At 69.9% G+C, this 25,520-nt stretch carries 22 protein-coding genes; 14 read left to right on the top strand and 8 right to left on the bottom strand.

Annotated features, from left to right (window positions below):
- Positions 1-24: 24 nt before the first annotated feature.
- From QRN26_RS03100 to QRN26_RS03090, 3 genes are all read left to right on the top strand, one after another.
- On the top strand, positions 25-606 hold the full coding sequence (locus tag QRN26_RS03100) for a TetR/AcrR family transcriptional regulator (protein WP_285035211.1): 582 nt from the start codon (positions 25-27) through the stop codon (positions 604-606).
- Positions 607-789: 183 nt separating this feature from the next.
- The gene (locus QRN26_RS03095) at positions 790-2,250 is read left to right on the top strand and encodes a S1C family serine protease (RefSeq protein WP_285035210.1); all 1,461 of its coding nucleotides are present in this window, start codon (positions 790-792) and stop codon (positions 2,248-2,250) included.
- 122 nt (positions 2,251-2,372) lie between these two features.
- Positions 2,373-3,596 (top strand): DUF429 domain-containing protein, encoded by a 1,224-nt coding sequence (locus QRN26_RS03090; protein WP_285035209.1) that lies wholly within the window; start codon positions 2,373-2,375, stop codon positions 3,594-3,596.
- 7 nt (positions 3,597-3,603) lie between these two features.
- Here QRN26_RS03090 and QRN26_RS03085 read toward each other — a convergent pair whose 3' ends face one another.
- The gene (locus QRN26_RS03085; protein WP_056010281.1) at positions 3,604-4,098 is read right to left on the bottom strand and encodes a DUF2809 domain-containing protein; all 495 of its coding nucleotides are present in this window, start codon (positions 4,096-4,098) and stop codon (positions 3,604-3,606) included.
- Positions 4,095-5,456 (bottom strand): LssY C-terminal domain-containing protein, encoded by a 1,362-nt coding sequence (locus tag QRN26_RS03080; protein ID WP_285035208.1) that lies wholly within the window; start codon positions 5,454-5,456, stop codon positions 4,095-4,097. Before QRN26_RS03080 ends, QRN26_RS03085 begins: the two co-directional genes overlap by 4 nt.
- A gap of 64 nt (positions 5,457-5,520) precedes the next feature.
- On the opposite strand from QRN26_RS03080, the gene QRN26_RS03075 reads away from it, so the two are divergent.
- Positions 5,521-6,804 (top strand): M18 family aminopeptidase, encoded by a 1,284-nt coding sequence (locus QRN26_RS03075; RefSeq protein WP_285035207.1) that lies wholly within the window; start codon positions 5,521-5,523, stop codon positions 6,802-6,804.
- A gap of 91 nt (positions 6,805-6,895) precedes the next feature.
- On the opposite strand, the gene QRN26_RS03070 is transcribed toward QRN26_RS03075, so the two are convergent.
- From QRN26_RS03070 to QRN26_RS03060, 3 genes are all read right to left on the bottom strand, one after another.
- On the bottom strand, positions 6,896-7,996 hold the full coding sequence (locus QRN26_RS03070; protein ID WP_285035206.1) for an NYN domain-containing protein: 1,101 nt from the start codon (positions 7,994-7,996) through the stop codon (positions 6,896-6,898).
- A gap of 66 nt (positions 7,997-8,062) precedes the next feature.
- Positions 8,063-9,541, bottom strand: a complete 1,479-nt coding sequence (locus tag QRN26_RS03065; protein ID WP_056780580.1) for a SulP family inorganic anion transporter — start codon at positions 9,539-9,541, stop codon at positions 8,063-8,065.
- 130 nt (positions 9,542-9,671) lie between these two features.
- Positions 9,672-11,084 (bottom strand): aminopeptidase P family protein, encoded by a 1,413-nt coding sequence (locus tag QRN26_RS03060; RefSeq protein ID WP_285035205.1) that lies wholly within the window; start codon positions 11,082-11,084, stop codon positions 9,672-9,674.
- Between the two features lie 182 nt (positions 11,085-11,266).
- On the opposite strand from QRN26_RS03060, the gene QRN26_RS03055 reads away from it, so the two are divergent.
- Positions 11,267-11,650 carry an avidin-fold protein gene (locus QRN26_RS03055; protein WP_200921069.1) on the top strand — a complete coding sequence of 128 codons (384 nt, stop codon included), beginning with the start codon at positions 11,267-11,269 and terminating at the stop codon, positions 11,648-11,650.
- 33 nt (positions 11,651-11,683) lie between these two features.
- Here QRN26_RS03055 and QRN26_RS03050 read toward each other — a convergent pair whose 3' ends face one another.
- A complete protein-coding gene (locus QRN26_RS03050) occupies positions 11,684-12,244 on the bottom strand; it encodes an Lrp/AsnC family transcriptional regulator (RefSeq protein ID WP_056010291.1) in 561 nt (186 codons plus the stop codon).
- Positions 12,245-12,418: 174 nt separating this feature from the next.
- Here QRN26_RS03050 and QRN26_RS03045 point away from each other — a divergent pair, with 174 nt between their 5' ends.
- Genes QRN26_RS03045 through QRN26_RS03025 form a run of 5 tightly spaced genes read left to right on the top strand, consistent with a single transcriptional unit; the run spans position 12,419 to position 17,585 of the window.
- Positions 12,419-14,002, top strand: coding sequence for an ABC transporter substrate-binding protein (locus QRN26_RS03045; protein WP_285035204.1), 1,584 nt, complete (start codon positions 12,419-12,421; stop codon positions 14,000-14,002).
- Complete coding sequence (locus QRN26_RS03040; protein WP_056010295.1) at positions 13,986-15,059, top strand: ABC transporter permease; 1,074 nt, start codon at positions 13,986-13,988, stop codon at positions 15,057-15,059. Before QRN26_RS03045 ends, QRN26_RS03040 begins: the two co-directional genes overlap by 17 nt.
- Positions 15,056-15,937 carry an ABC transporter permease gene (locus QRN26_RS03035; protein ID WP_056010297.1) on the top strand — a complete coding sequence of 294 codons (882 nt, stop codon included), beginning with the start codon at positions 15,056-15,058 and terminating at the stop codon, positions 15,935-15,937. The genes QRN26_RS03040 and QRN26_RS03035 overlap by 4 nt, the downstream gene beginning before the upstream one ends.
- Before the next feature lie 41 nt (positions 15,938-15,978).
- A complete protein-coding gene (locus tag QRN26_RS03030) occupies positions 15,979-16,809 on the top strand; it encodes an ABC transporter ATP-binding protein (protein ID WP_285035203.1) in 831 nt (276 codons plus the stop codon).
- Positions 16,806-17,585: an ABC transporter ATP-binding protein gene (locus tag QRN26_RS03025; RefSeq protein WP_285035201.1), complete on the top strand. Its 780-nt coding sequence runs from the start codon at positions 16,806-16,808 to the stop codon at positions 17,583-17,585. Before QRN26_RS03030 ends, QRN26_RS03025 begins: the two co-directional genes overlap by 4 nt.
- A gap of 117 nt (positions 17,586-17,702) precedes the next feature.
- Here QRN26_RS03025 and QRN26_RS03020 read toward each other — a convergent pair whose 3' ends face one another.
- Positions 17,703-18,470 (bottom strand): DUF1353 domain-containing protein, encoded by a 768-nt coding sequence (locus QRN26_RS03020; protein ID WP_285035199.1) that lies wholly within the window; start codon positions 18,468-18,470, stop codon positions 17,703-17,705.
- Between the two features lie 140 nt (positions 18,471-18,610).
- On the opposite strand from QRN26_RS03020, the gene QRN26_RS03015 reads away from it, so the two are divergent.
- Both QRN26_RS03015 and QRN26_RS03010 read left to right on the top strand, forming a co-directional pair.
- Complete coding sequence (locus QRN26_RS03015; RefSeq protein ID WP_056010303.1) at positions 18,611-19,588, top strand: phosphodiesterase; 978 nt, start codon at positions 18,611-18,613, stop codon at positions 19,586-19,588.
- A 101-nt stretch (positions 19,589-19,689) separates the two neighbouring features.
- On the top strand, positions 19,690-20,769 hold the full coding sequence (locus QRN26_RS03010; RefSeq protein WP_285035198.1) for an SDR family oxidoreductase: 1,080 nt from the start codon (positions 19,690-19,692) through the stop codon (positions 20,767-20,769).
- A 63-nt stretch (positions 20,770-20,832) separates the two neighbouring features.
- Here QRN26_RS03010 and QRN26_RS03005 read toward each other — a convergent pair whose 3' ends face one another.
- The gene (locus tag QRN26_RS03005) at positions 20,833-22,473 is read right to left on the bottom strand and encodes a stealth family protein (RefSeq protein ID WP_369796452.1); all 1,641 of its coding nucleotides are present in this window, start codon (positions 22,471-22,473) and stop codon (positions 20,833-20,835) included.
- Positions 22,474-22,661: 188 nt separating this feature from the next.
- Between QRN26_RS03005 and QRN26_RS03000 the strand changes: the two genes are divergently transcribed.
- Complete coding sequence (locus QRN26_RS03000) at positions 22,662-24,113, top strand: CCA tRNA nucleotidyltransferase (RefSeq protein WP_056780599.1); 1,452 nt, start codon at positions 22,662-22,664, stop codon at positions 24,111-24,113.
- A gap of 85 nt (positions 24,114-24,198) precedes the next feature.
- Entirely contained in the window at positions 24,199-25,515 is a 1,317-nt protein-coding gene (locus QRN26_RS02995; RefSeq protein ID WP_056011853.1) for an ABC transporter substrate-binding protein, read from the top strand.
- Positions 25,516-25,520 lie beyond the last annotated feature (5 nt).

The raw sequence follows: 25,520 nt of genomic DNA, 5'->3' as shown, positions 1-25,520 counted from the left end.
GACCGTACGGGTACGATGTTGCTTGTGTCAAGATCGACGACGGCCTATCACCACGGCAACCTCGGACCCGTGCTGGAAGACGCTGCGCTCGACCTCATGCGGACACAGGGACACGTCTCGCTGAGCCTGCGCGAGGTCGCCCGCCGCGCCGGCGTCAGCCACAACGCGCCGTACCACCACTTCGGCGACCGGACGGCGCTGCTGAAGCGTTTGAGTGAACGGTCGATGTCGGAACTCCTGGAGTCGATGCGCACCGAGCGGGCGGCCGCGGCCGCGCGCACGCCGCAGGAGATCGCCATCCGGGTCGGCGCGAGCTACGTGGCGTACGCGGCCCACCATCCCGAACGGTTCCGGGTCATCTACGACCCGGACGTCTGCGCTCCGGGCGCGCCGAGCGCGGCGATGGCGCCGCTCATCGCCGCCGTCGAGGGCATCCTCGCCGAGACCACCGCCTCTCTCGCGCCCGATGCGCCGGCCGAGGTCGTCGCCGCCCTCACCACGGCGGTGTGGGCGACGGTGCACGGCTTGGCCGAGCTCGTCGTCGCCGGTCACATCTCGGAGGTCGAGGCCCGACCCGCGCTCGAGGCCTTGCTGTCCCGGTCCTGAGGGCACACCGCGGCGACCGCCCGGCCCCGTTCCGGAGGTGCGAGGGCCTGTCTCTCAGGCTGTACACAAACCACACCCGGTGAACGGTCGGGAACCTCAAAGGCGGCTCTTGGCCCCAGGTGACGATTCCCTCGGTTTGCAGGAGTCAGATGATCTCAGCACTCGCCGCCGAGAGGAACCTTCATGACGAACACCACAGGACCGGACACCCCGGAACCCGAAGCCACCGATCCCGCCACCGCAGACCCGACCGCCGCAGCCCCCGCCTACGAGCAGCCGACGGGGTCGTACCAGCCGGCCCCCGGCACGGACGTCACTCCCCCGCCCGGGTATCCGGGCAACGCCGCCGCACCCGGCCGGCCGTGGATGGCGACGACGCCGTACGGCTACGCCACGGCACCGCATCAGTACACCGACGGCCCATCCGTCGCTCAGCCCACGCTGCAGGCGCCGCAGACCCCGCCGCAGCCACCGACGGCACCGAAGCAGCAGCCGATCGGCTGGATCATCGCCGCCGCGACCGCAGCGACCGTCGTCTCCCTCGTCACCGGCGGGCTGGGCATCGCCTCCCTGGCCGCGGGCGCCTTCCACAGCGTTGCAGCGTCGTCCCAGGTGGCCGAGACGGTTCCCGACGGGGACGGCCAGAGCTTCCGAGCGCCGGGCGGCCTCACGCCACCGCAACAGCAGACGACTCCGGATGCCGCCACCGCGGACACCAGGAGTGCGACCGCGGCCGAATCGGTCGGTGTCGTGGACATCGAGACCGAGCTCGGCTACCAGGGCGGCGCCGCCGCCGGCACCGGGATGGTCCTCACGGCCGACGGACAGATCCTGACGAACAACCATGTCGTCGCGGGAGCGACCAGCATCGTCGTCACGGTCGTCAGCACGGGTCAGCAGTACACGGCGCGGGTCATCGGGACGGATGCCACCGACGACGTCGCGCTCCTGCAACTCGACGGCGCCTCGGGACTCGACACCGTGACGATCGACGACGACGGCGGCGCGGCCGTCGGCGATGCCGTCACCGGCGTCGGCAACGCGGGCGGGACGGGTGGGACGCCGAGCGCCGCCGACGGATCGGTCACCGCGCTCGACCAGGACATCACCGTGCAGGACGAGACGACGGGCGGCGGCAAGCAGCTCACGGGCCTCATCCAGACCGACGCGGACATCCAGGCCGGAGACTCCGGCGGCCCGCTGTACGACGCGGAGGGTGAAGTCATCGGGATCGACACCGCGGCGTCCTCCGGCGGCACCGACATCGACGGGTTCGCGATCCCGATCGACGACGCGCTGTCGATCGTCGGTCAGATCCGCAGCGGCGTCGAGACCCAGACGGTCTCGATCGGCTACCCGGCCTTCATCGGCATCGGCCTGAGTTCAGCCGCGGACGGTGCGGCGCAGACCGGCGCGGGCGCCGTCGTCGGTTCGGTGATCGAGAACACGCCGGCCGCCTCGGTGGGCCTCGCCGCGGGCGATGTGATCACCGGGCTGAACGGGACGCCCATCGACTCCGCGCAGACCCTCACCGCGACCATGGCCTCGCTCGAGCCCGGTCAGACGGTCACCATCACGTGGACGACATCCGCTGGTACGAGCCAGACGGCGGACATCGCGCTGATCGAGGGCCCCGTCGCCTGACGAGGCCGTCCAGCTGCTCGGCTCCTCCGATCCGGCCCGCCGTCGGATCGGAGGAGCCGACAGCGCTCGGCCAGTAGGCTCGGGTCCGCGGTGCCCGCCGCTTCCACCGGAAGGACTCACCCGTGACCCGCTACCTCGGAGTCGACCTCGCCTGGGGCGAGGGGACCGAGCGACGGGTGGCGAACGAGTCGGGCGTGGTCTGCATCGACGAGACCGGGACGGTGGTCGACGCGGGCTGGGCCATCGGCATCGACGCCGTGGTCTCGTGGATCCTCGCGACCGCCGAACCCGGATCGGTCATCGCGGTCGACGCGCCGCTCCTCGTCCAGAACGCGACGGGGATGCGGCTCTGCGAGCGGGAGGTCGGCCAGCGCTACGGCCGGTGGCAGGTGTCCGCCTACCCGTCGAATCTGCGCCTTCCGGCACTCGGTGGGGCGGCCCTGTTCCGAGCGCTCGAGGCAGCCGGGCTGCACTACTTCGACGGCTTGAGCACACCGGCCGAGGAGGACATCGTCTTCTTCGAGGCGTACCCGCACACGACCCTCGTCGGCGCTGAGGAACTCGGCTACACCGAGGCGCGTCCGCGGTACAAGAAGCTCGACGCCTCGCTCCCGCTGACCGAACGGCGCCAGCGGCGCGCGGACGTCTGCGATGAGCTGATCGCCCGGCTCGATCGCCTCAGCACCGCGACGCCGCCGTTACAGCTTCGCTCCCATCCGGTGACGGCGCTCCTCGTGGACGAGCCCTCGCCGACGAAGGAGACCGCGCACAAGCATCGAGAAGACCTCGTCGACGCCGCGATCTGCGCCTGGACAGCATCCTCTTGGGCCGAGCACGGTCTGGCGCGGTTCCAGGTGCTCGGGGCGGCGGACACGCCGGACGACCGCGGACGCGTGCCGACACTCCTCGCAATGGCCAGACCGGAACAACGACATCCACCTCGTATTCCGCAAGACGCATACGCTATGAACGCGGCAATCCCCGGTGGTGCCGCGGATACTCCGGCAACCGCCGCCCCGCCACCGCCCCGACCGACGACACCCGAAGGACACATGAACAAGCAGGCATATACCGAGACCGAGACGAACGGCGCGGACGCGATTGAGTTCGTCGAGGGCGGTGCCGCCGGATCGGCGGCCGTCGAGGGCCAGCCGTCGGGCTCGACCCGGGCGCCCTCCCCCGCCCCCACCACCGTGGAACTGCTCCGCAGCGCCACCTGGCACCTCGAACACGCCCGGGTGACCGCGGACGCCGATGATGTAGCCTTCGAGGCTGCGCGCTCGGCGCTCGCCGAGGCCGTCTTCGACCTCGAAGCCGTGCAGTACGGCGAGTCCACGCGGGGCTGACGCGTCCTCAGACCGGATCGAGGTCCGATCGACGGGCTTCGCGCTCGGCACGCGCCCGGCGTTCGAGGAGGTCGGTGCGGATCCACCGGATCGCCAGGGAGATCGCGAGCGACAGGAACAGGAACGCCGCCGCACCGAGGGCGTAGGAGATGAAGTCCGTGGGGATGAAGGTCGTGCCGAGCAGCAGGGCCGACGGCGCCCACTGATCCGCCAGTGCCGCCGGGACGCCGGTCGCCTGGAAGCACTCGATCGCCGCGGAGAACCCGAACGCTCCGACGGCGACCTGCCAGAGCGGGAGCCGTGGCGCGGCGAACGCCAGCAGCAGGGCGACGAGCACGGTGTAGAGGGCGTTCGTGACGGGGTTGGCCCAGACGGCGGTGACCGACCAGTGCACGGTCAGCCCGGCGACGATCGTTACGATGGCGGCACCGAGCAGGAGTGCCCGCTTCAGTGAGGTCGCCGGCCGTGGCCCGTCGGGGTTCGGCTCCGGGAGGTCGCTCATGCTCTGGTCCTTCTCGTGCGTCGTTGTCGCCCACGGGCCCAGTCGCGGGCCTCGGTTCCTGAGAGGGCGAGGATGATGGAGCAGTCGACGGCGAAGCCGATCAGGTTGGTCTGCAGGGTGAGGCCACCGGCCCCCGCGAGGTACGTCGCGGTCAGGGTGGTGATCGAGGTGGAACTGAAGGCCATGGCGAGCAGTCGTGCCAGGTTGCCGCCGAGGTGGACCCGCCAGGCGAGGACCAGGTAGCTCAGCGTCACGGCCGCGGACAGGCCGACGACGAAGCCGACGACCCACGGCACCAGGACGGCGTCGTCCGCCGTGGTGGCGGTCGCGGTCACCTCGGCCATGACGTGCTTCCAGTCGGAGACGAGTAGGACGCCGGAGAGGATGGACGACAACGACGCGACGACCATGAGCAGGACACCGACCGTGGTGTCGAGCGGTCGTGGTTCACCGGCTCGGACGAGTGATCGGGTGGGCGGTGCATCGGCCGGCGGTAGCGTCGCGGTCGCCGGGACGACGACGGCGGTGAGGTCCACGATCGGAAGGTCCCCGTCCGTCATGATCGCGTCACCGCCCCCGTTCCGCGAGTGGTACCCCGTCGAGAAGTTCTCGATCACGGAGGTGGAGGCACCGACGCCGGCGGCCTCGATCGACCCCACGATGTGGTCGCGTTCGTCGTCCACGTCGTCCGCGATGCGGTGGGTGACCTGGAGCGTGAAGACGCTGATGCCGACCGAGCGGTCGTAGGTGCCGGCCGCCAGCCAGTCGGCCTGGTACCCGCCGGGGAGCAGCCAGCCCTCGGGGGTCGGCCAGAACCGGACGTGGTGTCGCTTGCCCGGGCTGCCGTCGACCTCCTGCTGGTAGCAGAACGCCTGCGGGCGGCCGAAGAGGTACAGCGAGGAGACCGGCGCCTCCGGATAGCTGCGTCGTGTCAGCGTGGAGGACACGATCCGCAGGTCGGCGCGGAGGCCGAGGTCGTCGGCGAGGGTCCATCCGGCCGTCAGCATCGCCGTGTGCACCTGCTCCTCGCTGCCGCGGAACCCGAGGTTGACGGGGTCGCCGAGGATGCCCTCTCGGGTGCGCGTGCGTCCGATGAAGTAGTCGGGCAGGTAGACGCGCGAGAGCACCGTGTGCAGCCGCGGCAGGATGAGATAGGCGATGACGAGGTAGATGACGAGGATGAACCAGGCCTGGGCCCACCCTCGGGCGAAGGCCTCCGTCAGCAGGACGTAGGCGAGGAAGACGGCGGCGGCCGTACCGAAGGCGAAGAACCAGCCGTCGACGATGCGTGCGATGCGCCCGCGTCGATCCTCGGACAGGCCGCTGGCGGGCCCGAGGAGCGTCCCGGTCTTCGTCACCCGTCCAGGGTAGGGCCTCGTGGCTCGCCGCGTCCGGCACACCGGCTGGTGGGAGGATGGGGGCATGGATTCCGTCGCCCACATCACCGACCTCGCCGACTTCATCGTCGCCTCGCCGACCTCCTATCACGCGGTCGCGGAGAGTGCGCGGCGGCTGGAGGCGGCCAGGTTCACGCGCCTGCTCGAGACCGAGTCCTGGGATGGCGGTGGAGGCCGGTTCTTCGTCGAACGCGAGGGCGCGATCATCGCCTGGGTGCAGCCGGAGGGCGCCACCCCGACGACCCCGTTCCGGATCCTCGGCTCGCACACGGACTCGCCGAGCTTCAAGCTCAAGCCGAAGCCGACCATCGGCGCTCACGGGTGGCTGCAAGCCGGCGTGGAGGTCTACGGCGGGCCGCTCCTCAACTCATGGCTGGACCGAGAACTCGAACTCGCCGGTCGCCTGGTCACCCTCGACGGGACCGTGCACCTCGTGCGCACCGGGCCGTTCCTGCGGATCCCGCAGCTCGCCGTCCACCTCGACCGCGCGGTCAACGACGGCCTGGTCCTCGACCGCCAGCGCCACCTGCAGCCGGTCTACGGCGTCGGAGAGCTCGCCCACGCCGACGTCCTCGCGCACCTGGCGAAGATCGCGGGCATCGACCCCACCGCGATCGCCGGGTACGACGTCCTCGTCGCCGACACCCAGGAGCCCCGCCGGTTCGGTCTCGACGGTCAGCTGTTCGCCGCTGGACGCATGGACAACCTGACCTCGGTCCACGCGGGACTCGCGGCGTTGCTGGCCGCCGGCGACGGGGGAGCGACGGACGAAGCCGACCACATCTCGGTCTTCGCCGCCTTCGACCACGAGGAGCTCGGTTCGTCCTCGACCTCCGGCGCCAGCGGTCCGTTCCTCGACGACGTCCTCACCCGCATCGGCGCCGGCCTCGGTGCGACGACCGCCGAACGGCTGCAGGCCTACGCGGGGTCGTGGTGCCTGTCGGCCGACGCCGGCCACGCGATCCACCCCAACTACCCCGAGCGGCACGACCCGACGAACCGACCGATCGCCGGCGGTGGGCCGCTCCTCAAGATCAACGCCAACCAGCGGTACGCCACGGACGCCCTCGGAGCGGCGCTCTGGGCCCGCAGCTGCGCTGCCGCCGGCGTGACCTCACAGGACTTCGTGTCGAACAACACGGTCCCGTGCGGTTCGACCATCGGCCCGCTCACCGCGACCAGGCTCGGCATCCGGACGGTCGACGTCGGGACGCCGCTGCTGTCGATGCACTCCGCGCGGGAGCTGTGTCACATCGACGATCCGGCCGCGCTGAGCGCCGCGGTCCAGGCGTTCTTCCGGGGCGCCTGAGCCGCGCCGCCGCAGGAGATCAGCCTGGGAGCAGGAAGCCGCCCGACGGTCGGTCCTCCAGCGCGGCTGATCTCCTGGGGCCGAGCCTGGCTCAGCCCAGTTCGCGCAACCGCAGACGTCGCCCGTCGGGGCTCGCATCGGGGTTGACCTCGACGAGGTCCGAGCGTGAGTTGATGAAGTCGCTGAACGAGCGGTGGCCGAGCGGCTTCTCCTTGAACGCCGGATCCATCCGGATCATCTGGTTCTTCACCTCGGCGTTCAGCAGCCAGTCCTCGTCGTCGTTCTTCGCGTGCACGAGGCGGAGCGCGCGCACGAGCAGTTCGGTCGCCGCGCGCTGGGCGTCGGGGCCGGACGGGTCGGCCGTCTCCTCATCGGCGTCGTCCAGCTCGTCGGCGTCGCGGTGGCTGAAGACGGGCTCGGTGAACAGGCCGCCGATCCGAGGCGGTGCCTGCGTCGCGGGCGCGTCGGGCGTCGTGGCCGCAGCGGAGGAGGCGCGTCGACGCCCACCGGACTTCGATGCTGCCTTCGGGGTCTCTTCGGCGGAGGTCTCCGCCTTGGCGCCGGACGCCGTGGCGTCGACGGCGGCAGGGGTGCGCGGTGTCCTGCTGACGACGGGGCGGACGATGCCTGGCAGGTCGTCGTAGTCCGAGAACTCGTCGCACGCGGCCATGAGCGCCCGGCTCGTCGCGCCGGCCACGCCGATGCCGATCACGTGGCGTCCGAGACGGCGGCAGCGCTGGGCGAGGGAGATGTAGTCGGAGTCACCCGCGACGATGACGATGTGCGTGAGGTCCGGCAGACGGAAGAGGTCCTCGACGACGTCGACCGCGAGGCGGATGTCCGCGCCGTTCTTCATCGCCTTGGTCGTCGGGAACATCTGGGTGAGGTCGACGGCGCGGTCGACGAGGTCCTTCTGGTAGGCCGAGTTGACGGGCTCCGACCAGTCGGCGTACGAGCGGCTGATGACGATGTTGCCGAACGAGGACGTGTAGTCGAGGATCGCGCCGACGTCGACGCGGGCCGCCTGGAGACGCTCGGAGATCTCGTCGCCCTCCGGTGCGGTGGACGGCACGTGGGAGCGTGCGCGATCGCGGCTGAACGCCGCCTTCCCGTAGAGCTGGTTGTAGCGCGAGATGACGATGTTGTCGAAGTCGATGTAGACCGCGACTCTGGGCGTTCCGGTTTCTGCCATACCCCCATCATCCTCCGACGCCCTGCGAATCGGCGACTCCGGAGCCGTCCTGACGGGCCCCCTGGCTCAGAGGTGGCCGGTGAGCTTCCCGTGGAAGGCCGAGCTGCGCTCGTCGAGGCCGGTGAACACGACCTGTTTGCCGTGTTCGGCGTACTTCTCCTGCACGGAGTCGAGGACGGCCACGCTCGAGGCGTCCCAGATCTGGGAGGCGGTGAAGTCGACGACGACGTCCGCGGGGTCTGCGGCGTAGTCGAACTGCTCGACGAGGTCGTTGCTACTCCCGAAGAACAGCGGGCCGATGACGGTGTAGCGCACGGAGCCGCCGTCCGCCGTCGGCACCCGCCGGACCCGGATGACGTGGGCGACCCGACGGGCGAACAGCACCATCGCGAGGACCGCGCCCGCGGCGACGCCGATCGCGAGGTTGTGCGTGATCACCACGACGGCGACGGTCACGACCATGACGAGCGTCTCGGGGATCGGCATCCGCCGCAGGGTGGCCGGGCGCACGCTGTGCCAGTTCACGGTCTTGATCGCGACGATCATCATGACCGCAGCGAGGGCGACCATCGGGATCTGCGCCATCACGGGGCTGAGCGCCGTCACGAGCAGGAGGAGGAAGATCCCGGCGACGAAGGTCGAGATCCGGGTCCTGGCCCGACCGAGCTTCACGTTGACGACGGTCTGGCCGATCATGGCGCACCCGGCGATCCCGCCGTACCAACCGGCGAGGATGTTGGCGACGCCGAGCGCCCACGACTCGCGCCCCTTCGACGACGTCGTGTCCGTGATGTCGTCGACGAGCTTCGCAGTGAGCAGCGTCTCCATCAGTCCCACGAACGCCACGCTCAGGGCGGTCGGCCAGATGATCCCGAGCGTCTCGAGGTTCAGGGGGACGAGGAGTGCCGTGAGGCCGGGCAGCCCGCCGGAGACGTCACCCTGATCACCGACGGTCGGCACGGCCGCGTGGGCGATCATCGTGATCGCGGTGACCACGACGATCGCGACGAGGGGCGCGGGCACCGCCGCGGTGAGCTTCGGCAGCAGGAGCACGATGAGCACCGTGACGACGAAGAGCGGGTACACGAGCCACGGGACGCCCAGCAGGTGGGGCACCTGGGCGACGAAGATGAGGATGCCGAGCGCGTTGACGAAGCCGATCATCACGGAGCGGGGGATGAAGCGCATGAGCCGCGAGAGCCCGGTGACCCCGAAGAGGATCTGGATGAGCCCGGCGAGGACGACCGCGGGCAGCAGGTACTCGACGCCCTGCTCCTTCACGAGCGGTGCGACGACGAGCGCGACGGCTCCGGCGGCGGCCGTGATCATGGCCGGGCGACCACCGAGGATCGACATCGAGATCGCGAGGACGACCGAGGCGATGAGGCTCACCTTGGGGTCGACTCCGGCGATGATGGAGAAGGAGATGACCTCGGGGATGAGCGCGAGCGTGGTCACGATCCCCGCGAGGATCTCGACGCTGAACGCCTTCGGGTTGCGCAGGGTCGCGATGACGCCGGGGCTCGGGCGGACGGCGGTGCGCATGGGCGCGTCGGGCTGACTCACCGTGCCAGCCTAGGCTCGTTCGCAGCTCAGGACGCACCGGGCGAGTCGCCGCCGATGTGGCCGGACGGGCCGCGACCCGCGGCGACGGTCCTGAGCTGTGAACCGAGGGTCACCCCCGCAGCCAGGCCTCGAGTCCGTCCGCGCTGATCGGCAGTGCCGACGAGAGCACCTCGTGGCCCGTCGGGGTCACGAGCAGGTCGTCCTCGATGCGGACCCCGATCCCGCGCAGCTCGGGCGGGACCGTCAGGTCGTTCGCGTGGAAGTACAGCCCGGGCTCGACGGTCAGCACTGCCCCCGGCTGCAACGGCTCGTCGAGGTAGCGTTCGTCGCCGATGCGGGCGCAGTCGTGGACGTCGAGACCGAGGTGGTGCCCGGTGCCGCTCGGCAGGTAGCGCCGATGCTGCTGACCGTTCGGGGACATCGCCTCGTCGACCGAGACCTGCAGGATCCCGAGCTCGACGAGGCTCGTCGCGATGTGCTCGTAGGCGGTGTTGCGCATCTCGAGGAACGAGCGTCCCGGGCCGACCTGGGCCATGGCCGCCCGGTGGGCGCGTTCCACGTGGTCGTGCACCTCGCGCTGGGCGGTGGTGAACGTACCGCCGGCCGGGAAGGTGCGCGTGACGTCCGCGGTGTAGAGCGATCGGGCCTCGACCCCCGCGTCCATGAGGATGAGGTGCTCGGGCAGCACCGGCCCGTCGCACCGGGTCCAGTGCAGGGTGGGGGCGTGGGGGCCGCTGCCGATGATGGTGGAGTAGCCGACGCCGTTCCCGAAGGTGCGGGCATGGCGCTCGAAGGTCGACTGCAGCCAGCGCTCGCCACCGAAGTCGATCGCGGCGGGCAGCTCGTGCACGACCGAGCGGAACCCGCCGACCGTCGCGTCCACCGCCGCCCGCAGCTGCCCGATCTCCCACTCGTCCTTAACGAGCTTCGCCGCGGACAGGGCGACGAGCAGTTCGCGGGAGGCGCCGAAGCGACCGTCGACACGGGGTTCCGCTGCTCCTGCCCTGGCTGCCTCGCTCGGAACGAGCGCGAGCGCCTCGTCCAGGGCCTCCAGGGACCGCACCTCGACCTCGAGTGCCTCGGCCCACTGCCGGAGTCCGGCGGACGGCCCGATCCAGAGCTCGCCGCGCATGGCGTCCGCGTAGAACGCCTCCTCACCGGGGCCGACCGGCTCCGGCAGGAACAGCGTCGCGTCATGACCGCCCGCGGTCGGGCGCATGATCAGGACGGCGCCCTCGGCCTGACAGGACGTCAACCACACGAAGTCGCTGTCCGGACGGAACGGGAACTCGGTGTCGTTCGCACGGGTGACGGCGCGCCCGGCGGTGACCACGATCCAACGACCGGCGAACTGGGCGCCGAGGATCGCGCGGTGTCGTCCGGCGGCAGCACCGGCGCCCTCCGCGAGGTCGACGGAGCGGTCGACCTCGCCCCAGCCGCTCGCCAGGAAGTCCCGGAAGACGTCGTCCTGGGGGAGTGGCTGCGTGCGAGGGTCACGGAATTCGATGCTGTCTGGACACATGGAGATCAGTTAGCCACCGTGGGTGGACGGCGTCAAGGCGACGCGGTACCACGCAGCGGAACATCCTGTCCGGTCGGCCGGAACCGACGTTTCGTCCCGAAGCTCGGGCGGCGACCGTGGTGTCAGTGGACGGATCGTCGACGGATTGACACCTGTTCGGGCCCCTCCGCACAATGATCGGCATGACAGGAACCGCCGATGCCGGCACCACCACCCCGCTCGATGTCGACCTCGATGCGCGGGTGTTCGACATGGTGTCCTCGTCGGCGAGTGTCGTCGACGCCGACGCCCCGACCCGTTTCGTCTACCACGAGGCGCATGGGGTGCTGTGGGGGGAGTACGTCGGCGACACGGTCTCCGTCGGGCGGTTCTGCGGCGTCCGGACGGGCGAGCGGATCGACATCTCGTTCGTCCACCGCAACCGTGCCGGAGACCGCACCACGAGGGGCGAGGCCAGCTCGATCATCTCCCGTGGCGAGGATGGCGCGTTGATCCTCACGGAGGACTTCATCGGCCCCGACGGCCAGGCCCACGTCAGTGTGTGCCGGGAGATCGTCGCGGCCTGACGACTCCGCGCGAGGTCGGCGCGGCTCCGGTCGTCAGCGGCCGCGTCGCTCAGGAACCCGCTGAGCCCGCTCGTCGCTCGTGCGGACGAACCGCGTCATGCCGAAGCGCTCGCCGGAGTCCTCGACGCTCGTCCGCTCCGACCGCGCCATGCGGAGCGACACGTCCGAGCGTTCCTCGTCCATGAGGAACACGGTGGTCGTGGCCTTGATCGACGGCCACTGGGCCAGCCTCGTGGCGACGAGCTCGTGGATCGCCGCGACGTCGGGGGCGCGGATGAGCATCATGGCGTCGTGCTCGCCGGTGGTGACCGCGAAGTACTCCAACTCGGGGACCGAGGAGAGCCGCGCGCGGAAGTCCGCCCACTGGCTCTGCCGCAGGGTGATGAACACCATCGCCGCGACGCCGAGCCCGACGGTCGCCGGTTCGATGTCGGCGTGGACGCCCTTCAGCACGCCTGCCCTGACCATCGCCTCGTACCGCGCGTAGGCGTTCGAGCGCGAGATCCCGAGGTGCTCGGCGAGGGCGGCGACCGAGGCCCGGCCGTCCTCGCGCAGGAGCTCCAACATGCGGATGTGGGTGTCGTCGAGTTGCATCGAATGCTCCAAACGTCCAGATTCAGCGGTGGTCCTGGCGGCTGATTGAGAGGATATGCCAATTCGCGCGCGAGATCGAGACAATTCTTCTTTGGTAACGGCTTGTAGATTGACGAATGATCGCTGATGACACTACTTTCAGCTCATCCCTCCAAGCAGATAAGGAGCTCCACCTTGTCACGATCCTTCAGCCGCACCAGTCGGCGCGGCATGGCGGCCCTCGGCCTCGCCCTCGCCGCCGGCCTCGCGCTCGCCGCCTGCTCCCCCTCAGGTGGCTCCGACTCCTCGGCAGGCAAGTCGCTCGTCGTCGACGCGTCCTTCGACCTCAAGACCGCCGACCCGAACCGCGAGTACGAGACGACCGGCTCGATCGTCGCCAAGGCGCTCTACGAGACGTTGCTCACCTTCAAGGGTGACGACGTGACCGCTCCCGTCGACGGCCTCGCGAGCTACGAGATGAACGCCGACAACACGGTGATGACGCTCACGATGAAGGACGGGAAGAAGTTCTCCGACGGATCCGACGTGACCGTCGACGACGCCGTGTTCTCGCTGCAGCGCGTCCAGGGCGTGAAGGGCAACCCGTCCTTCCTCCTCGACGGCGTCACGATCGAGAAGACCTCGGACACGACCCTCACGCTCACCTCGGCGACGCCGAACCCTGCGCTGCCGTTCATCCTCCCGAACCCGGCCCTCGGTGTGGTCAACAAGAAGGTCGTCGAGGAGAACGGCGGCACCGCCACCGCCGACGACGACGCCGAATCCTTCCTGAACACGACGTCCGCCGGCTCCGGTCCGTACAAGCTCGAGTCGTTCGACGCCGCCTCACAGGTCGTCTTCACGGCGAACCCGGAGTACACCGGCACGAAGCCCGCCTACGAGCGCGTCGTCCTCCGGAACGTGCAGGGACCCACGCAGAAGCTCAACGTGGAGGCCGGTGACTCGCAGGTCGCCCTCGACCTCAACCCCGACCAGGTCGCCGAACTCGACGACTCGAAGGTCAAGATCATCGCGAACCCCTCGCGGTACATGATCTTCCTCCTGCTCAACCAGGACCCCGCGGTCAGCGACATCACGAGCAACCCGAAGTTCCTCGAAGCCGTCAAGCTCGGCATCGACTACGACAAGATCGTCGACCTCGCCGGTGACGGTTCGGTCCGCCCCGGCGGGTTCATCCCGTCGATCTTCAACGGTGCGCTCGACGCGGCCGACGGCAACCAGTTCGACGCCGACGCCGCGAAGGCGGCGCTGAAGGAGTCCGGCTACGCGGGGGAGGCGGTCACCCTCAACTTCCCCAACGACATCACCGTGCAGGGCCTCTCACTCCAGAGCATCGCCGAGTCCGTCCAGGCGCAGCTGAAGTCGGTCGGCATCACCGTCACGCTCGCCCCGGCGCCGGTCGCCACCGAGCTCGACGCCTACCGGGACGGCAAGGAGACCGTCGGCCTCTGGTACTGGGGCCCGGACTTCCCGGACCCGTCCAACTACCTCGCGTTCACCCCGGGTGAGCTCGTCGGCCTCCGTGCCGGCTGGGCGGCAGGCGCCGACCCGACCGTGACGGACCTGGCGAACGCCGCGCTCGCCGCGACCGACACGGATGCCCGTGCCGCCGCGTACCAGGAGCTCCAGAAGGCGCAGAACGCGAGCGGACCGTTCATCCCGCTCCTGCAGCCGGCGCAGAACGTGGTCACCGCGACCACGATCACCGAGGTTCCGCTGAACCCGACGTGGACCGTCGATCTTGCCGGAATCAAGTAGCGTCGCACCGACGACGTCCAGCGCGCGAGCGGGTCTCCACCCGCTCGCGCGCTACCTCGGCATCCGGCTCGGACTCACGGTCCTCCTGATGTTCGGGGTGACGCTCGTCACCTTCACGCTGACCAACCTCGTCCCCGCCGACCCGGTGCAGGCGGCCCTCGGTGAGCAGGCTGCGGCGGATCCGGCGATCGTGGCGCAGTTCCGCGAGAACGCCGGCCTCGACAAGCCGCTGCCCGTCCAGTACGTCACCTATGTCGCGAACCTGTTCCAGGGCGACCTCGGGACCTCGCAGCAGACCCGCGGCGCCGTCGCGGACGAACTCGGGCGGGCCTTCCCGGCGACCGCCGAGCTCGCGCTGACGGCCATCGTCATCTCGATCATCATCGGCGTCGGCCTCGGCATGTGGGCCGCGCTCCGCCGGAAGACGATCACCGACCAGGTCATCCGCGTCGTGAGCCTCATCGGCATCTCGGTGCCGTCGTTCTGGCTCGCGCTCGTCGTCTACTTCGTCTTCTTCTCGCAGTTGCACTGGTTCCCGGGTTCGGGCCGCCTCTCGCCCGCCGCGATCCCGCCGCCCAAGGTCACGGGGATGTACACGATCGACGCCCTGCTCGCCGGGCAGTGGTCGACCTTCGGTGACGCGATCGCCCACCTGATCCTGCCCGCGTCCGTGCTCGCGCTCTACACGATCGGTCTGCTGACCCGCTTCGCGCGGTCGGCGATCCTCGAGGTGCTCGACCTCGACTACGTGCGGGCGGCCCGGGCGAAGGGCCTGCCGGGGCACGTCGTCGTGACCAGGTACGTCCTCCGCGGGGCGCTCGTCCCGATCATCACCGTGCTCGGTGTGGCCTTCGGCTCGCTCCTGTCCGGCACGGTGCTCGTCGAGAAGGTGTACTCGTGGCACGGCCTCGGTGAGTACGCGTACTCGGCCGCGACCAAACTCGACCTGCCCGCGATCATGGGCGTCGGGCTCATCGTCGGCTTCGTGTACATCGGCCTGAACTTCCTCGTCGACGTGTTGTACGGCTTCATCGACCCGAGAGTGAGGGTGGCATGACCGACGTCCTCGCCGTCCAGACCAGGCGCAAGGGCCGCTTCCGCGTCTCGAAGCAGCTGCGCACCCCGCTCGCCGTCGCGGGTGGCGTCATCGTGCTCTTCTGGCTGCTCGTCGCGGTGCTCGCGCCGTGGATCCGCCCGTTCGACCCGCTCGCGCAGGACTTCGACCGCCTGCAGGCGCCGAGTGCCGAGCACTGGTTCGGCACCGACCAGGTGGGCCGTGACGTCCTGTCGCGGGTCATCAGCGGTGCCCAGGTCTCGATCCCGCTCGCCCTCATGCTCGTGGTCTTCGCCATGCTCATCGGGTCCCTGCTCGGGGCGATCGCCGGATACTTCGGCAAGGCGCTCGACGAGACGATCATGCGGATCGCCGACCTGGTGTTCGCGTTCCCGACGATCATCCTCGCGATGGTCATCGCCGCCTCGCTCGGCCCGAGCCTCACGAACGCGGTCATCGCGATGCTCATCGTCTCCTGGCCGGCCTACGCCCGCGTCACCCGTTCGCTCGTCATCGGCGCGCGCGGTGCCGAATACGTCATCGCTGGCCGGCTGCTCGGCAACGGGCCGTTCACCTCGCTCGGCAAGGACATCCTGCCCAACGTCGTCTCGCCCGTCGTGGTCCTCGCGACCCTCGACGTCGGCACGGCCATCCTGTTGCTGTCCGGCCTGTCCTTCCTCGGTCTCGGCGCGGTGCCGCCGACGCCCGACTGGGGTGCGATGGTGTCAGACGGCGTGCAGAACTTCTCCTCCTGGTGGATCGCGGTCTTCCCGGGACTCGCCATCCTCACGGTGGTGCTCGCCTTCAACTTCCTCGGCGACGCCCTCCGCGACGCCCTCGACCCGCGCTCGCAGGAAGCCGTCCAGGGGCGTGCCCTGTGAGCGGCCGGCACGGCGGGACCGACGCACCGAAGGGACACGACATGACACCCGGAGCGAGCGCGGCAGGCGGAACGGGCGGCGGCATCGTGATCGAGGGGCTCACCCTCGGCTTCGGCCGCGGCGCCGCGGCCAAGCAGATCCTGCGGGGCATCGACCTCGAGGTCCCCGCCGGGCGGATCACCGGACTCGCCGGTGAATCCGGCTCCGGGAAGACCATGACCGGCCTCGCCATCTGCGGCCTGCTGCCCGCGGGCGCCGACCTCGGCGGGAGCATCCGCTTCGACGGCACCGAACTCGTCGGGCTGAAGCAGCGCACGATGAACCGGTACCGCGGCACGGAGATCGCGATGATCTTCCAGGACCCCACCGCGAGCCTGCACCCGATGCTGACCGTCGAGGCGCAACTCGTCGACCACTACCGGCACCACACCGGAGCGTCGAAGGCGGCGGCGCGTGCGCGGGCGCTCGAGATGCTCGGCCTGGTCGCGGTCCCGAATCCGGAGGCGGCGCTGCGCAGGTATCCGCACCAGTTCTCGGGCGGACAGCTGCAGCGCATCGCGATCGCCTCGGCACTCATGTGCGACCCGTCCGTCCTCATCGCGGACGAGCCGACCACGGCACTCGACGTGACGGTGCAGGCCGGCATCCTGCGGCTGCTGCGCAAGCTCTGCGACGAGCTCGGCATCGCGATCATCCTCGTCACCCACGACCTCGGGGTCATGTCCGCCCTCGCCGACACGATCGCGGTCATGCGCCTCGGCGAGATCGTGGAGCACGGCACCCGCTTCCAGGTCATCACCGATCCGCAGCACGAGTACACGAAGGCGCTCATCGACGCGCTGCCCGACACGGGAACGGAGGCGGCGTCATGACGCTGCTGCACCTCGACGACGTCCGTGTGACGTACAAGCTGCCCGGTCGTGGCTCGCTCAACGCGGTCGACGGCGTGAGCTTCGAGCTGGAGCCGCGCCAGGTCCTCGGGCTCGTGGGGGAGTCGGGCTGTGGCAAGTCGACGCTCGCCCGTGCCGTGTGCGGGCTCGAACCCACCTCGGGTGGATCGATCACGTTCAACGGGACGCCCATCGGCAAGCTCGGTCTCCGCAAGCGCCCGCCGGAGCTCCTGCGGATCCAGATGGTCTTCCAGAACCCCTACGCCTCGCTCAACCCGCGACGGACGATCGGGAGCCAGATCGAGGACGGCCTCCGGGTGAACCCGGTCCGCGACGCCTGGGACGTCGGTCAGCTCCTCGAACACGTGGAGCTCGACGCCGCCAGCCGGACCCGCTACCCCCACCAGTTCTCCGGAGGGCAGCGGCAGCGCATCGCGATCGCCAGGGCAATCGCGGCGGGGCCGGAGCTGCTCATCGGTGACGAACCGATCGCCTCGCTCGATGCCTCGTTGCAGGCGCGGGTGGCGAAGCTCATGCGGACGTTGGCGGTCGAGACCGGCGCGGCGCTGCTGTTCATCAGCCACGACCTGTCCGTCGTGCGGGTGATAGCCGACGACGTCGCCGTGATGAGTGCTGGACGCATCGTCGAGCACGGCCCGGTGGACCGCGTCTGGTCGGACCCGCAGGACCCGTACACGCAGCGCCTCCTGGCCGCGATCCCGGTCGTCGACGGGCTCGGTACGCTCCCGGGCGTTTAGGCAGCGCTCCCTGTCTCAGGTGCGTCCCGGCGTGTCGGACCCCCCCTCTCCGACACGCCGGGGCGTTCCTGAGACAGGGAGCACTGCACCTTCGGAGCGACCCTCGCCCGGCGCGGGTCAGCGAAGGGTCGGCGAGACGACCGGGCCGGGGGAGTCGTCGAGGAACGGGCGGTCGATCGTCTCCCGCACGAGCAGCTCGAGCAGGCGGAACGCGCCGACGGCGACGAGCTGGACGAGCAGCAGCGGTGCCAGCAGTGCGCCCGCATACGGCAACCAGACGAGCAGCCTGCGTTCCTCGCGCCAGAACACCGCCAGGACCGCGGGTGCGATCCCGAGGGCGAGCCAAGCCGGGCTCTGCACGCCGAGCAGCGGGGTCACGAGGCCGATCGTCGCGGTCGCGATCGCCAGCACGCCGAGGACCGACTGCCCGATGAGCACCGAGGCGAGGCGCGGGGCGTGCCGGAGGTACCGTTCCACGGAGACCACGGCCCACATCAGCCAGGCGCGGAGGAGCGGCACCCGCTGCTGCCGGAGACCGACCCGGAACTGCCGGTCGTCCTCGAAGCGCTGCGTGAGCGCTTCCTCCGACGGGAGCCTGAGTGCGAGGGACACCCGGTGGTCGTGCACGATCGCGGGGGCGGACTGGCGGCCGTAGCTGCCGATGAAGCTCCAGAGCACCCCGGGTACGGACGCGAGGTCCGTCCGTCGACGCGCGTCGTCCGTGTCACGCGCGTCGTCGTGCGCCGGCGCCCAGACGACGGGGCCGTCGGGTGCGTGCTCCTGGAACCCGATCCGACGTTCGAGCCGGAACAGGCGGCCGGTCGGGGGGATCTGCGCGAGGTCGATCCGCTGCAGCGGCTGCTCGTCGTCGTCGAGATACGGCATGCGGACATCATCCCGCAGCCCACCGTCAGGTGTGAGTCACCTGGATGTCGGCCCCTCCGCTTGCCGTTGCGTTTCCCACGTCGTAGCGTGGCGTTCCGTTGCCGTTCAACAGAGTCTGGTCAGATGGTCGAACAGCTGCGATGCGGTTCGGAGAGCATCGCTCGAACGAGAGTTGTCACGTGAGTCTTCGCACGGCCGAGTACCCGAGGCCTGATCACTTCCTGCTCCATGTGAGCGACACGCACCTCCTCGCCGGCGGGGGGAGCCTGTACGGAGCGGTCGACAGTGAAACGCACCTGCGGCAGCTCTTCGCGGAGTTCGAGGCGTCCGGCGGGCGTCCGGAGGCGATCATCTTCACCGGCGACCTCGCCGACAAGGGCGAACCCGACGCGTATGACCGCATCCGCGCGATCGTGGAACCAGTCGCCGCGCGTCTCGGTTCCCAGATCATCTGGGTCATGGGCAACCACGACGACCGCCAGGCGTTCCGCGCCGGGCTGTTCGGTGAGGTCCCCACGACCCGCCCCGTGGACCGCGTCTACGACGTGAACGGCCTCCGGGTCATCAGTCTCGACTCGAGCGTGCCCGGCCACCACCACGGCGAGGTGTCCGACGCCCAGCTCGACTGGCTCGCCGAGGAGCTCGCGACCACGGCTCCGCACGGGACGATCCTGGCCATGCACCACCCGCCGGTGCCGAGCGTGCTCGACCTGGCCGTGAGCGTGGAGCTGCGCGACCAGCCGAAGCTCGCCGAGGTCCTCGAGGGCTCGGACGTCCGCAGCATCCTCGCCGGACACCTCCACTACTCCTCGACCGCGACCTTCGCCGGCATCCCCGTCTCGGTCGCATCGGCGACGTGTTACACCCAGGACCTCAACGTGCCCGTCGGTGGGACCCGAGGACGCGACGGTGCCCGGGCGTTCAACCTCGTGCACGTGTACGGGTCGACGGTGCTGCACTCCGTCGTCCCGCTCGGCGAGACGCCCCCGCTCCACTACATCGACCCCGAGGAGAGCGCCCGCCGCCTCGCGCTCGCGGGCGTCGAGCTCCCGGTGTCGGACACGGTCCGCGTGGAGCCGGAGCCGCCGCTCACGATGCCGATCGGCGTGATGGCCTAGGCCCCTCCGGACCGCGACGCCCCTGGTTTCCGAGCCTGCCGAAGGGCTGCGACCTCGCCGTTGCGGGAGGACCGTCGCGCGGACGCGCCTATCGTTGACGGATGACTTCTTCACCGAACCGTCGCACCGCACTCGTCGTCGGCGCCAGTGGCATCACCGGCGCCGCGATCGTGTCACACCTTCTGGCCGACGGCGACTGGCGCATCCTGGCCCTCTCCCGCAGTGCTCCCGTGTCCCACCCGCAGGTCGAGCACGTCGCCGCCGACCTCCGGAACGCGGACGACCTCCGTCGGGTCCTCGGTGGCAGCGGGGTCTCCCACGTGTTCTTCACGGCCTGGTCGCGGCAGGACTCCGAGGCCGAGAACATCCGGGTGAACGGCGGCATGGTCCGCGACCTCCTCGCCGCGCTGTCGGACGAGCCGGTGCAGCACGTCGCCCTGGTGACCGGCCTCAAGCACTACCTCGGCCCGTTCGAGGCCTACGCGGCGGGCGAGATGCCCGACACCCCGTTCCACGAGGACGAGCCGCGCCTCGACACGCCCAACTTCTACTACGAGCAGGAGGACGAGCTGTTCGCGGCGGCCGCGCGGTCGGGCTTCACCTGGTCGGTGCACCGCTCGCACACGGTGATCGGGCACGCCGTCGGCAACGCGATGAACATGGCGTCGACGATCGCCGTACAGGCTGCGCTCTGCAAGCGGCTCGGCCGGCCGTTTGTGTTCCCCGGCTCCGAGACCCAGTGGAACGGGCTCACCGACATGACGGACGCCGGACTCCTCGCCGAGCAGATGCTGTGGGCGGCGACCTCGCCGGCCGGAGCGAACGAGCCGTTCAACATCGTCAACGGCGACGTCTTCCGTTGGCGCTGGATGTGGCCTCGCCTCGCCGCGTACTTCGGCGTCGAGGCGGAGGGGTTCCGCGACGCACCGCGTCCGCTCGAGCAGCAGATGGTCGGGCTCGAAGGCGAGTGGGCCGAGCTGGTGGCCGAACACGGTCTGGTCGAGCCCGACCTCGCGCGGGTGGCGTCCTGGTGGCACACCGACGGCGACCTGGGGCGCGACATCGAGGTCGTCACCGACATGAGCAAGAGCCGTCTCGCCGGGTTCACCGGCTACCGGCGCACCCTGGACGCGTTCACGGCGATCTTCGACCGCCTCCGCGAGGAGCGCATCGTCCCGTGAGTCCGGTTCGACAGGCTCGGTGACCGCGTCGGTCCCTGAGCCTGTCGAAGGGCGGGCGCCCGCTCAGCTGAGCTTGGCGGGTTCGATCTCCAGGGTGCTCGGCACGGCGGCCTCGCGCTCCCACGGAGCCGGGAACGGGAAGTAGCGGTCGAGGAAGTCGATCACCGCGGTGGTGCGCTCCTCGACGGAGATCTCCGGGCGGCTGCCGTCGTTCAGGCAGAACATGTCCTGGTCGCGTCGCTTCAGGAGCCGCTCCATCTGTCCGAGCGACTGCTTGAGCGTGGTCTCGATGTAGCGGACCTTCGCCTGGGTCTGCTGCACCGCTCGCCCGGTCATGAGGCCGTAGTAGTGGTAGAACGAGTTCGTCACCGAGATGTTGTCGGCCGCGCGGAAGGCACTGTGGGCCGTCGAACGGAACTCCTCGGCGAACTCCTGTTCCATCTCCGCCATGATGCTGCGGCGGAGCGGTGCGGCGCAGTGCTCGAGGTGCCTCGTGGTGACGCGTCCGAAGCGCTCGTGCAGGAGGCGACGGTTCACGCGGGCGGCGTTCTCGAAGCCGCTGCGGGACGGGTCGTTCGCGCCGAGACCGATACGGGTCGTCGCCTCGACGAACTTGCTGATCCCGCCGGGTGAGAAGAACAGCTCGGGGCTGATCGGCCGGCCGAGGAACATGTCGTCGTTGGAGTACAGGAAGTGCTCCGAGAGCCCCTCGATGCGGTGGAGCTGGCTCTCGACGGCCATGGAGTTGTGCGTCGGGAGGGCATCGAGGTCGGCGAAGAACTCCTCGCTGCGCACGATGGTGACCTTGGGGTGCTCCGCCAGCCATTCGGGCGCGGGGGAGTCGGTCGCGATGAAGATGCGCCGGATCCACGGGGCGAAGGTGTGGACGCTGCGGAGCGCGTACTTCAGCTCGTTGATCTGGCGGAACCGGGCGTCGGAGTCATCGCCGTCGCCGACGACGTAGCTCTGCATGCGCTTCGCCCTGGCGCGCTGGAACTCCTCCGACGAGCCGTCGACCCACGAGAACACGAGGTCGATGTCGAAGGTGACGTCGCTCGCGAGCGCGCCGAACATGTGCTCGAGGGTGCGCCAGGTGCGGCCGTACCGTTCGACGGTGGTCTCGACCGCCTCCGTGCGCGGCATGTAGGTGCGCATGAGGACGTTCTCGACCGGAGCGGTGATCTCCTCGTCGCCGAACCGCCAGAACTCGAGCTGCAGCGCCGTCTCCATGCCGTAGCGGAGGCGGCCGAGCGGTTCGATGCGCGGTCGGTAGAGGCGGAACACCTCGGCCTTGCGCGAGCCGGCGAGCAGGCCGTCGGAGAGGAGGTGCGGTTCGCCGGCGGGCTTCATGGAGTCCATGCGCGCCTTAATCGGGACGCTGTAGAAGGGTTCGTCGGCGAACGCCTCGGCGAGGGCGGCCTGCAGGCGCTTCCGGAGCGAGCGGTCGATGACGATGACGGGGCGGTCGTGCTCCCCGCGGATGAGGAGGTACTCGATCTCCGCCGCGTCGAGCGCCTCGGCGACGGCGAGGAGGTCTTCGACCATCGACTGCTGCGGAGTGAGGTGCCCGTTGATGAGCGTGTAGATGCCCTTGCGCTGGACCACGTCGGGGCGCTCGAACCGCGGTGAGCGGGAGCCGCCGGTGACGAGCACGAGTTCCGGAGCCGTGGTGAACGGGAGTTCCGGCGGATTGGAGTCCTTCACGGTACTGGTGAAGGCCGTCGGTGCCTGAGTGCCGACGGTGATCCGCTGGTCGTCGAGTTCGTTCGTGATCGTGTCCGCCTCTGGTCTGCTGGGGAGTGGGTTCCTCGTTATTGTACGGCCGTCGTCCACTCGCGGCGTCAGCTTGTCGGCGACGGGGCCTCCGGTGCCGTCCGGCTACGATTGATCCCATGGTGAGCGTGGCGGAATCCTTGGTGCGCCTGCGGGACCTGGCCTCGTCGCCCGTGGTCGCCCGGGTCGCGACGGTGTTCGCCGAAGCCGGCTTCGAGCTGGCCCTCGTGGGCGGTCCGGTCCGCGATGCGATGCTCGGTCGGCAGGTCAGCGACCTCGACTTCACCTCGAACGCCTCACCCGATCAGATCCTCTCCGTCCTCAAGCCGATCGCGAGCGCGTGGTGGGACGTCGGCCGCGACTTCGGCACAATCGGTGCGAAGGTGTCCGTCGTCGACGACGCCGGGGTCGAGCACGCCGACACGGTCGAGATCACGACCTACCGGGCCGACGCGTACGACGGCGTGACGCGGAAGCCCGTCGTCGCGTTCGGCGACACCCTCGAGGACGATCTGCGGCGACGCGACTTCACCGTCAACTCGATGGCGCTCCGCGTGCCCGAGATCACCCTGGTGGACCCCTCCGGCGGGGTCGAGGACCTCGTCGCTCAGCTGCTGCGGACGCCGAGCGCCCCCGAGGTCTCCTTCGGCGACGACCCGCTGCGCATGCTCCGGGCCGCACGGTTCGCCTCGCAGCTCGGGTTCCACCCAGCGGACGACGTCGTGCAGGCGATGGAGGAGCGTCGCGAGACCATCTCCATCGTGAGCCCCGAGCGCATCCAGGCCGAGCTCGGCAAACTGCTCGCCACCGACCGTCCGCGGGCCGGCCTCGAGCTGCTCGTCGACACCGGCATCGCCGACCTCGTCCTCCCCGAGCTGCCCGCGCTCCGGCTGGAGCCCGATGAGCACCACCACCACAAGGACGTCTACCAGCACTCGCTCACCGTGCTCGAGCAGGCGATCGGCTACGAGCACGCGCGCCACCCCGGTGAGGCGCCGGACCTCGTCCTCCGCTGGGCCGCGCTCCTGCACGACATCGGCAAGCCGGCCACCAAGAAGATCGGCCCCGGCGCCGCGGTGACCTTCTACCACCACGACCTCGTGGGTGCGAAGCTCGCGAAGAAGCGCCTCACCGCGCTCCGCTACGACGGCGACACCATCAAGAGCGTCGCGCGGCTCGTCGAGCTGCACATGCGGTTCTTCGGGTACTCGGAGGGCGTGTGGGCGGACTCGGCGGTGCGGCGCTACGTGCGCGACGCCGGCCCGCTGCTCGAACGGCTCCACATGCTCGTCCGGGCCGACGTCACGACCCGCAACCGCCGCAAGGCCGACCGGCTCGGTTTCGCCTATGACGACCTGGAGCACCGCATCGTCGAGCTCCAGGAGCAGGAGGAGCTGGAATCGGTCCGCCCGGACCTCGACGGCAACCGCATCCAGGAGGTGCTCGGCATCGCGCCCGGTCGCGAGGTCGGCGAGGCCTACCGCTGGCTGCTGGAGCTGCGCCTCGACGAGGGCCCGCTCGGCGAGGAGGAGGCCACGCGTCGGCTCCTCGAGTGGTGGTCCTCACGCTGACCTCGTCACAGCCCGTCCCTGGCACTTCGCGGGCCTTCAGACTGAACTGCTAGCCTCCCTGAGGTCCCCGGAACGAAGGATGCTCATGCACAAGCGACACGCCGCCCTTGCGATCGCGGGCGCTTCGGCCCTGCTGTTGAGCGGGTGTGCCGCCGGGTCGACGGAACGCACGACCGTGACGGTCCGGGTCTGGGACTCGGCCGTCGCCGACGCCTACGAGACCTCCTTCGCCGCGTTCGAGCGCGAGAACCCCGACATCCGCGTCCGGGTGGACGTCGTGGAGTGGGCCGACTACTGGACGAAGCTCCGCACCGACGTCGCGGCCGACACCGCACCGGACGTCTTCTGGCTGAACAACACCTACCTCGCCGGGTACGCCGACAGCGGCAGCCTCCTCGACGTCGGGCAGACCCTCGGGGACGACGCCTCGAAGGCGTGGGCGCCGAGCGTCGTCGATCAGTTCACCCGCGACGACAAGCTCTGGGCGGTGCCCCAGCTGTCGGACGCCGGGATCGCGGTCTACTACAACGCCGACCTGCTCGACGCGGCCGGCGTGAAGCCCGAGGAGCTCACGAAGGCGACCTGGTCACCCGACACGGCGAAGGACACGTTCCTGCCCTTGGCCAAGAAGCTGACGAAGGACGCGGCCGGTGTCTCGGCCGACCAGCCTGGCTTCAACCCGGCGGCTCCGGCCACCTACGGCACCGGCCTCGGCTACGACCTGCAGGCGGTGCTGCTGCCCTTCATCGGTTCGAACGGCGGCACGTACCAGGACGGTGACGACTTCGCCTTCAACGACCCCAAGACGAGTGAGTCCATCAGCTACCTCGTGAACGCGATCAACGGTGCCAAGGTCGCTCCGCCGGCCGCGTCGACGAACGCCGACGGTGATTTCGCGCGCGACGCGTTCATCCAGGGCAAGGTCGCGATGTTCCAGTCGGGGCTCTACAGCCTGAAGGCCGTGCACGACGGCGCCGACTTCCGCTGGGGCGTGGCCGAACTCCCGTCCGGTCCCGCCGGTCGGGTGAGCGTGACGAACGGCATTGCGGCAGCGGGCAACGCGGCGACGGAACACCGCGACCAGGTGAAGAAGGTGCTCGCCTGGCTCGGCAGCACCGAGGGCAACGCGCCCGTCGGTTCGTCCGGCGCGGCCGTCCCCGCGGTGACCGCCGCCCAGAAGCAGTACTTCTCGTACTGGAAGGGTGAGGACGTCGACGTGCAGCCCTTCTTCGACGTGATCGACGACGACGCGAAGACGATCGCACCTCCGACGGGCGCCAGCTACGCCAAGGGCCTCGCGGCGTACGACCCGATCTTCAAGGAGATCTTCGCGGGCACGACGCCCGTGGCCGACGGACTCAAGAAGGCGCAGGAGGCGGCCAACGCCGCCATGAACGACTGAGCCTG

The organism is Plantibacter sp. ME-Dv--P-095 (genome assembly GCF_030209365.1).
GTDB lineage: Bacteria > Actinomycetota > Actinomycetes > Actinomycetales > Microbacteriaceae > Plantibacter.
The sequence above is the reverse complement of the archived record's forward strand: the minus strand, read 5'-3'. Positions and strand labels throughout refer to the sequence as shown.

Coding starts and splice junctions, on each gene's coding strand:
- QRN26_RS03095 (WP_285035210.1), top strand. CDS start 790: ATGACGAACACCACAGGACCGGACACCCCGGAACCCGAAGCCACCGAT.
- QRN26_RS03085 (WP_056010281.1), bottom strand. CDS start 4,098: ATGAGCGACCTCCCGGAGCCGAACCCCGACGGGCCACGGCCGGCGACC.
- QRN26_RS03075 (WP_285035207.1), top strand. CDS start 5,521: ATGGATTCCGTCGCCCACATCACCGACCTCGCCGACTTCATCGTCGCC.
- QRN26_RS03070 (WP_285035206.1), bottom strand. CDS start 7,996: ATGGCAGAAACCGGAACGCCCAGAGTCGCGGTCTACATCGACTTCGAC.
- QRN26_RS03065 (WP_056780580.1), bottom strand. CDS start 9,541: ATGCGCACCGCCGTCCGCCCGAGCCCCGGCGTCATCGCGACCCTGCGC.
- QRN26_RS03060 (WP_285035205.1), bottom strand. CDS start 11,084: ATGTGTCCAGACAGCATCGAATTCCGTGACCCTCGCACGCAGCCACTC.
- QRN26_RS03055 (WP_200921069.1), top strand. CDS start 11,267: ATGACAGGAACCGCCGATGCCGGCACCACCACCCCGCTCGATGTCGAC.
- QRN26_RS03050 (WP_056010291.1), bottom strand. CDS start 12,244: ATGCAACTCGACGACACCCACATCCGCATGTTGGAGCTCCTGCGCGAG.
- QRN26_RS03035 (WP_056010297.1), top strand. CDS start 15,056: ATGACCGACGTCCTCGCCGTCCAGACCAGGCGCAAGGGCCGCTTCCGC.
- QRN26_RS03030 (WP_285035203.1), top strand. CDS start 15,979: ATGACACCCGGAGCGAGCGCGGCAGGCGGAACGGGCGGCGGCATCGTG.
- QRN26_RS03025 (WP_285035201.1), top strand. CDS start 16,806: ATGACGCTGCTGCACCTCGACGACGTCCGTGTGACGTACAAGCTGCCC.
- QRN26_RS03020 (WP_285035199.1), bottom strand. CDS start 18,470: ATGCCGTATCTCGACGACGACGAGCAGCCGCTGCAGCGGATCGACCTC.
- QRN26_RS03015 (WP_056010303.1), top strand. CDS start 18,611: ATGCGGTTCGGAGAGCATCGCTCGAACGAGAGTTGTCACGTGAGTCTT.
- QRN26_RS03010 (WP_285035198.1), top strand. CDS start 19,690: ATGACTTCTTCACCGAACCGTCGCACCGCACTCGTCGTCGGCGCCAGT.
- QRN26_RS03000 (WP_056780599.1), top strand. CDS start 22,662: ATGGTGAGCGTGGCGGAATCCTTGGTGCGCCTGCGGGACCTGGCCTCG.
- QRN26_RS02995 (WP_056011853.1), top strand. CDS start 24,199: ATGCACAAGCGACACGCCGCCCTTGCGATCGCGGGCGCTTCGGCCCTG.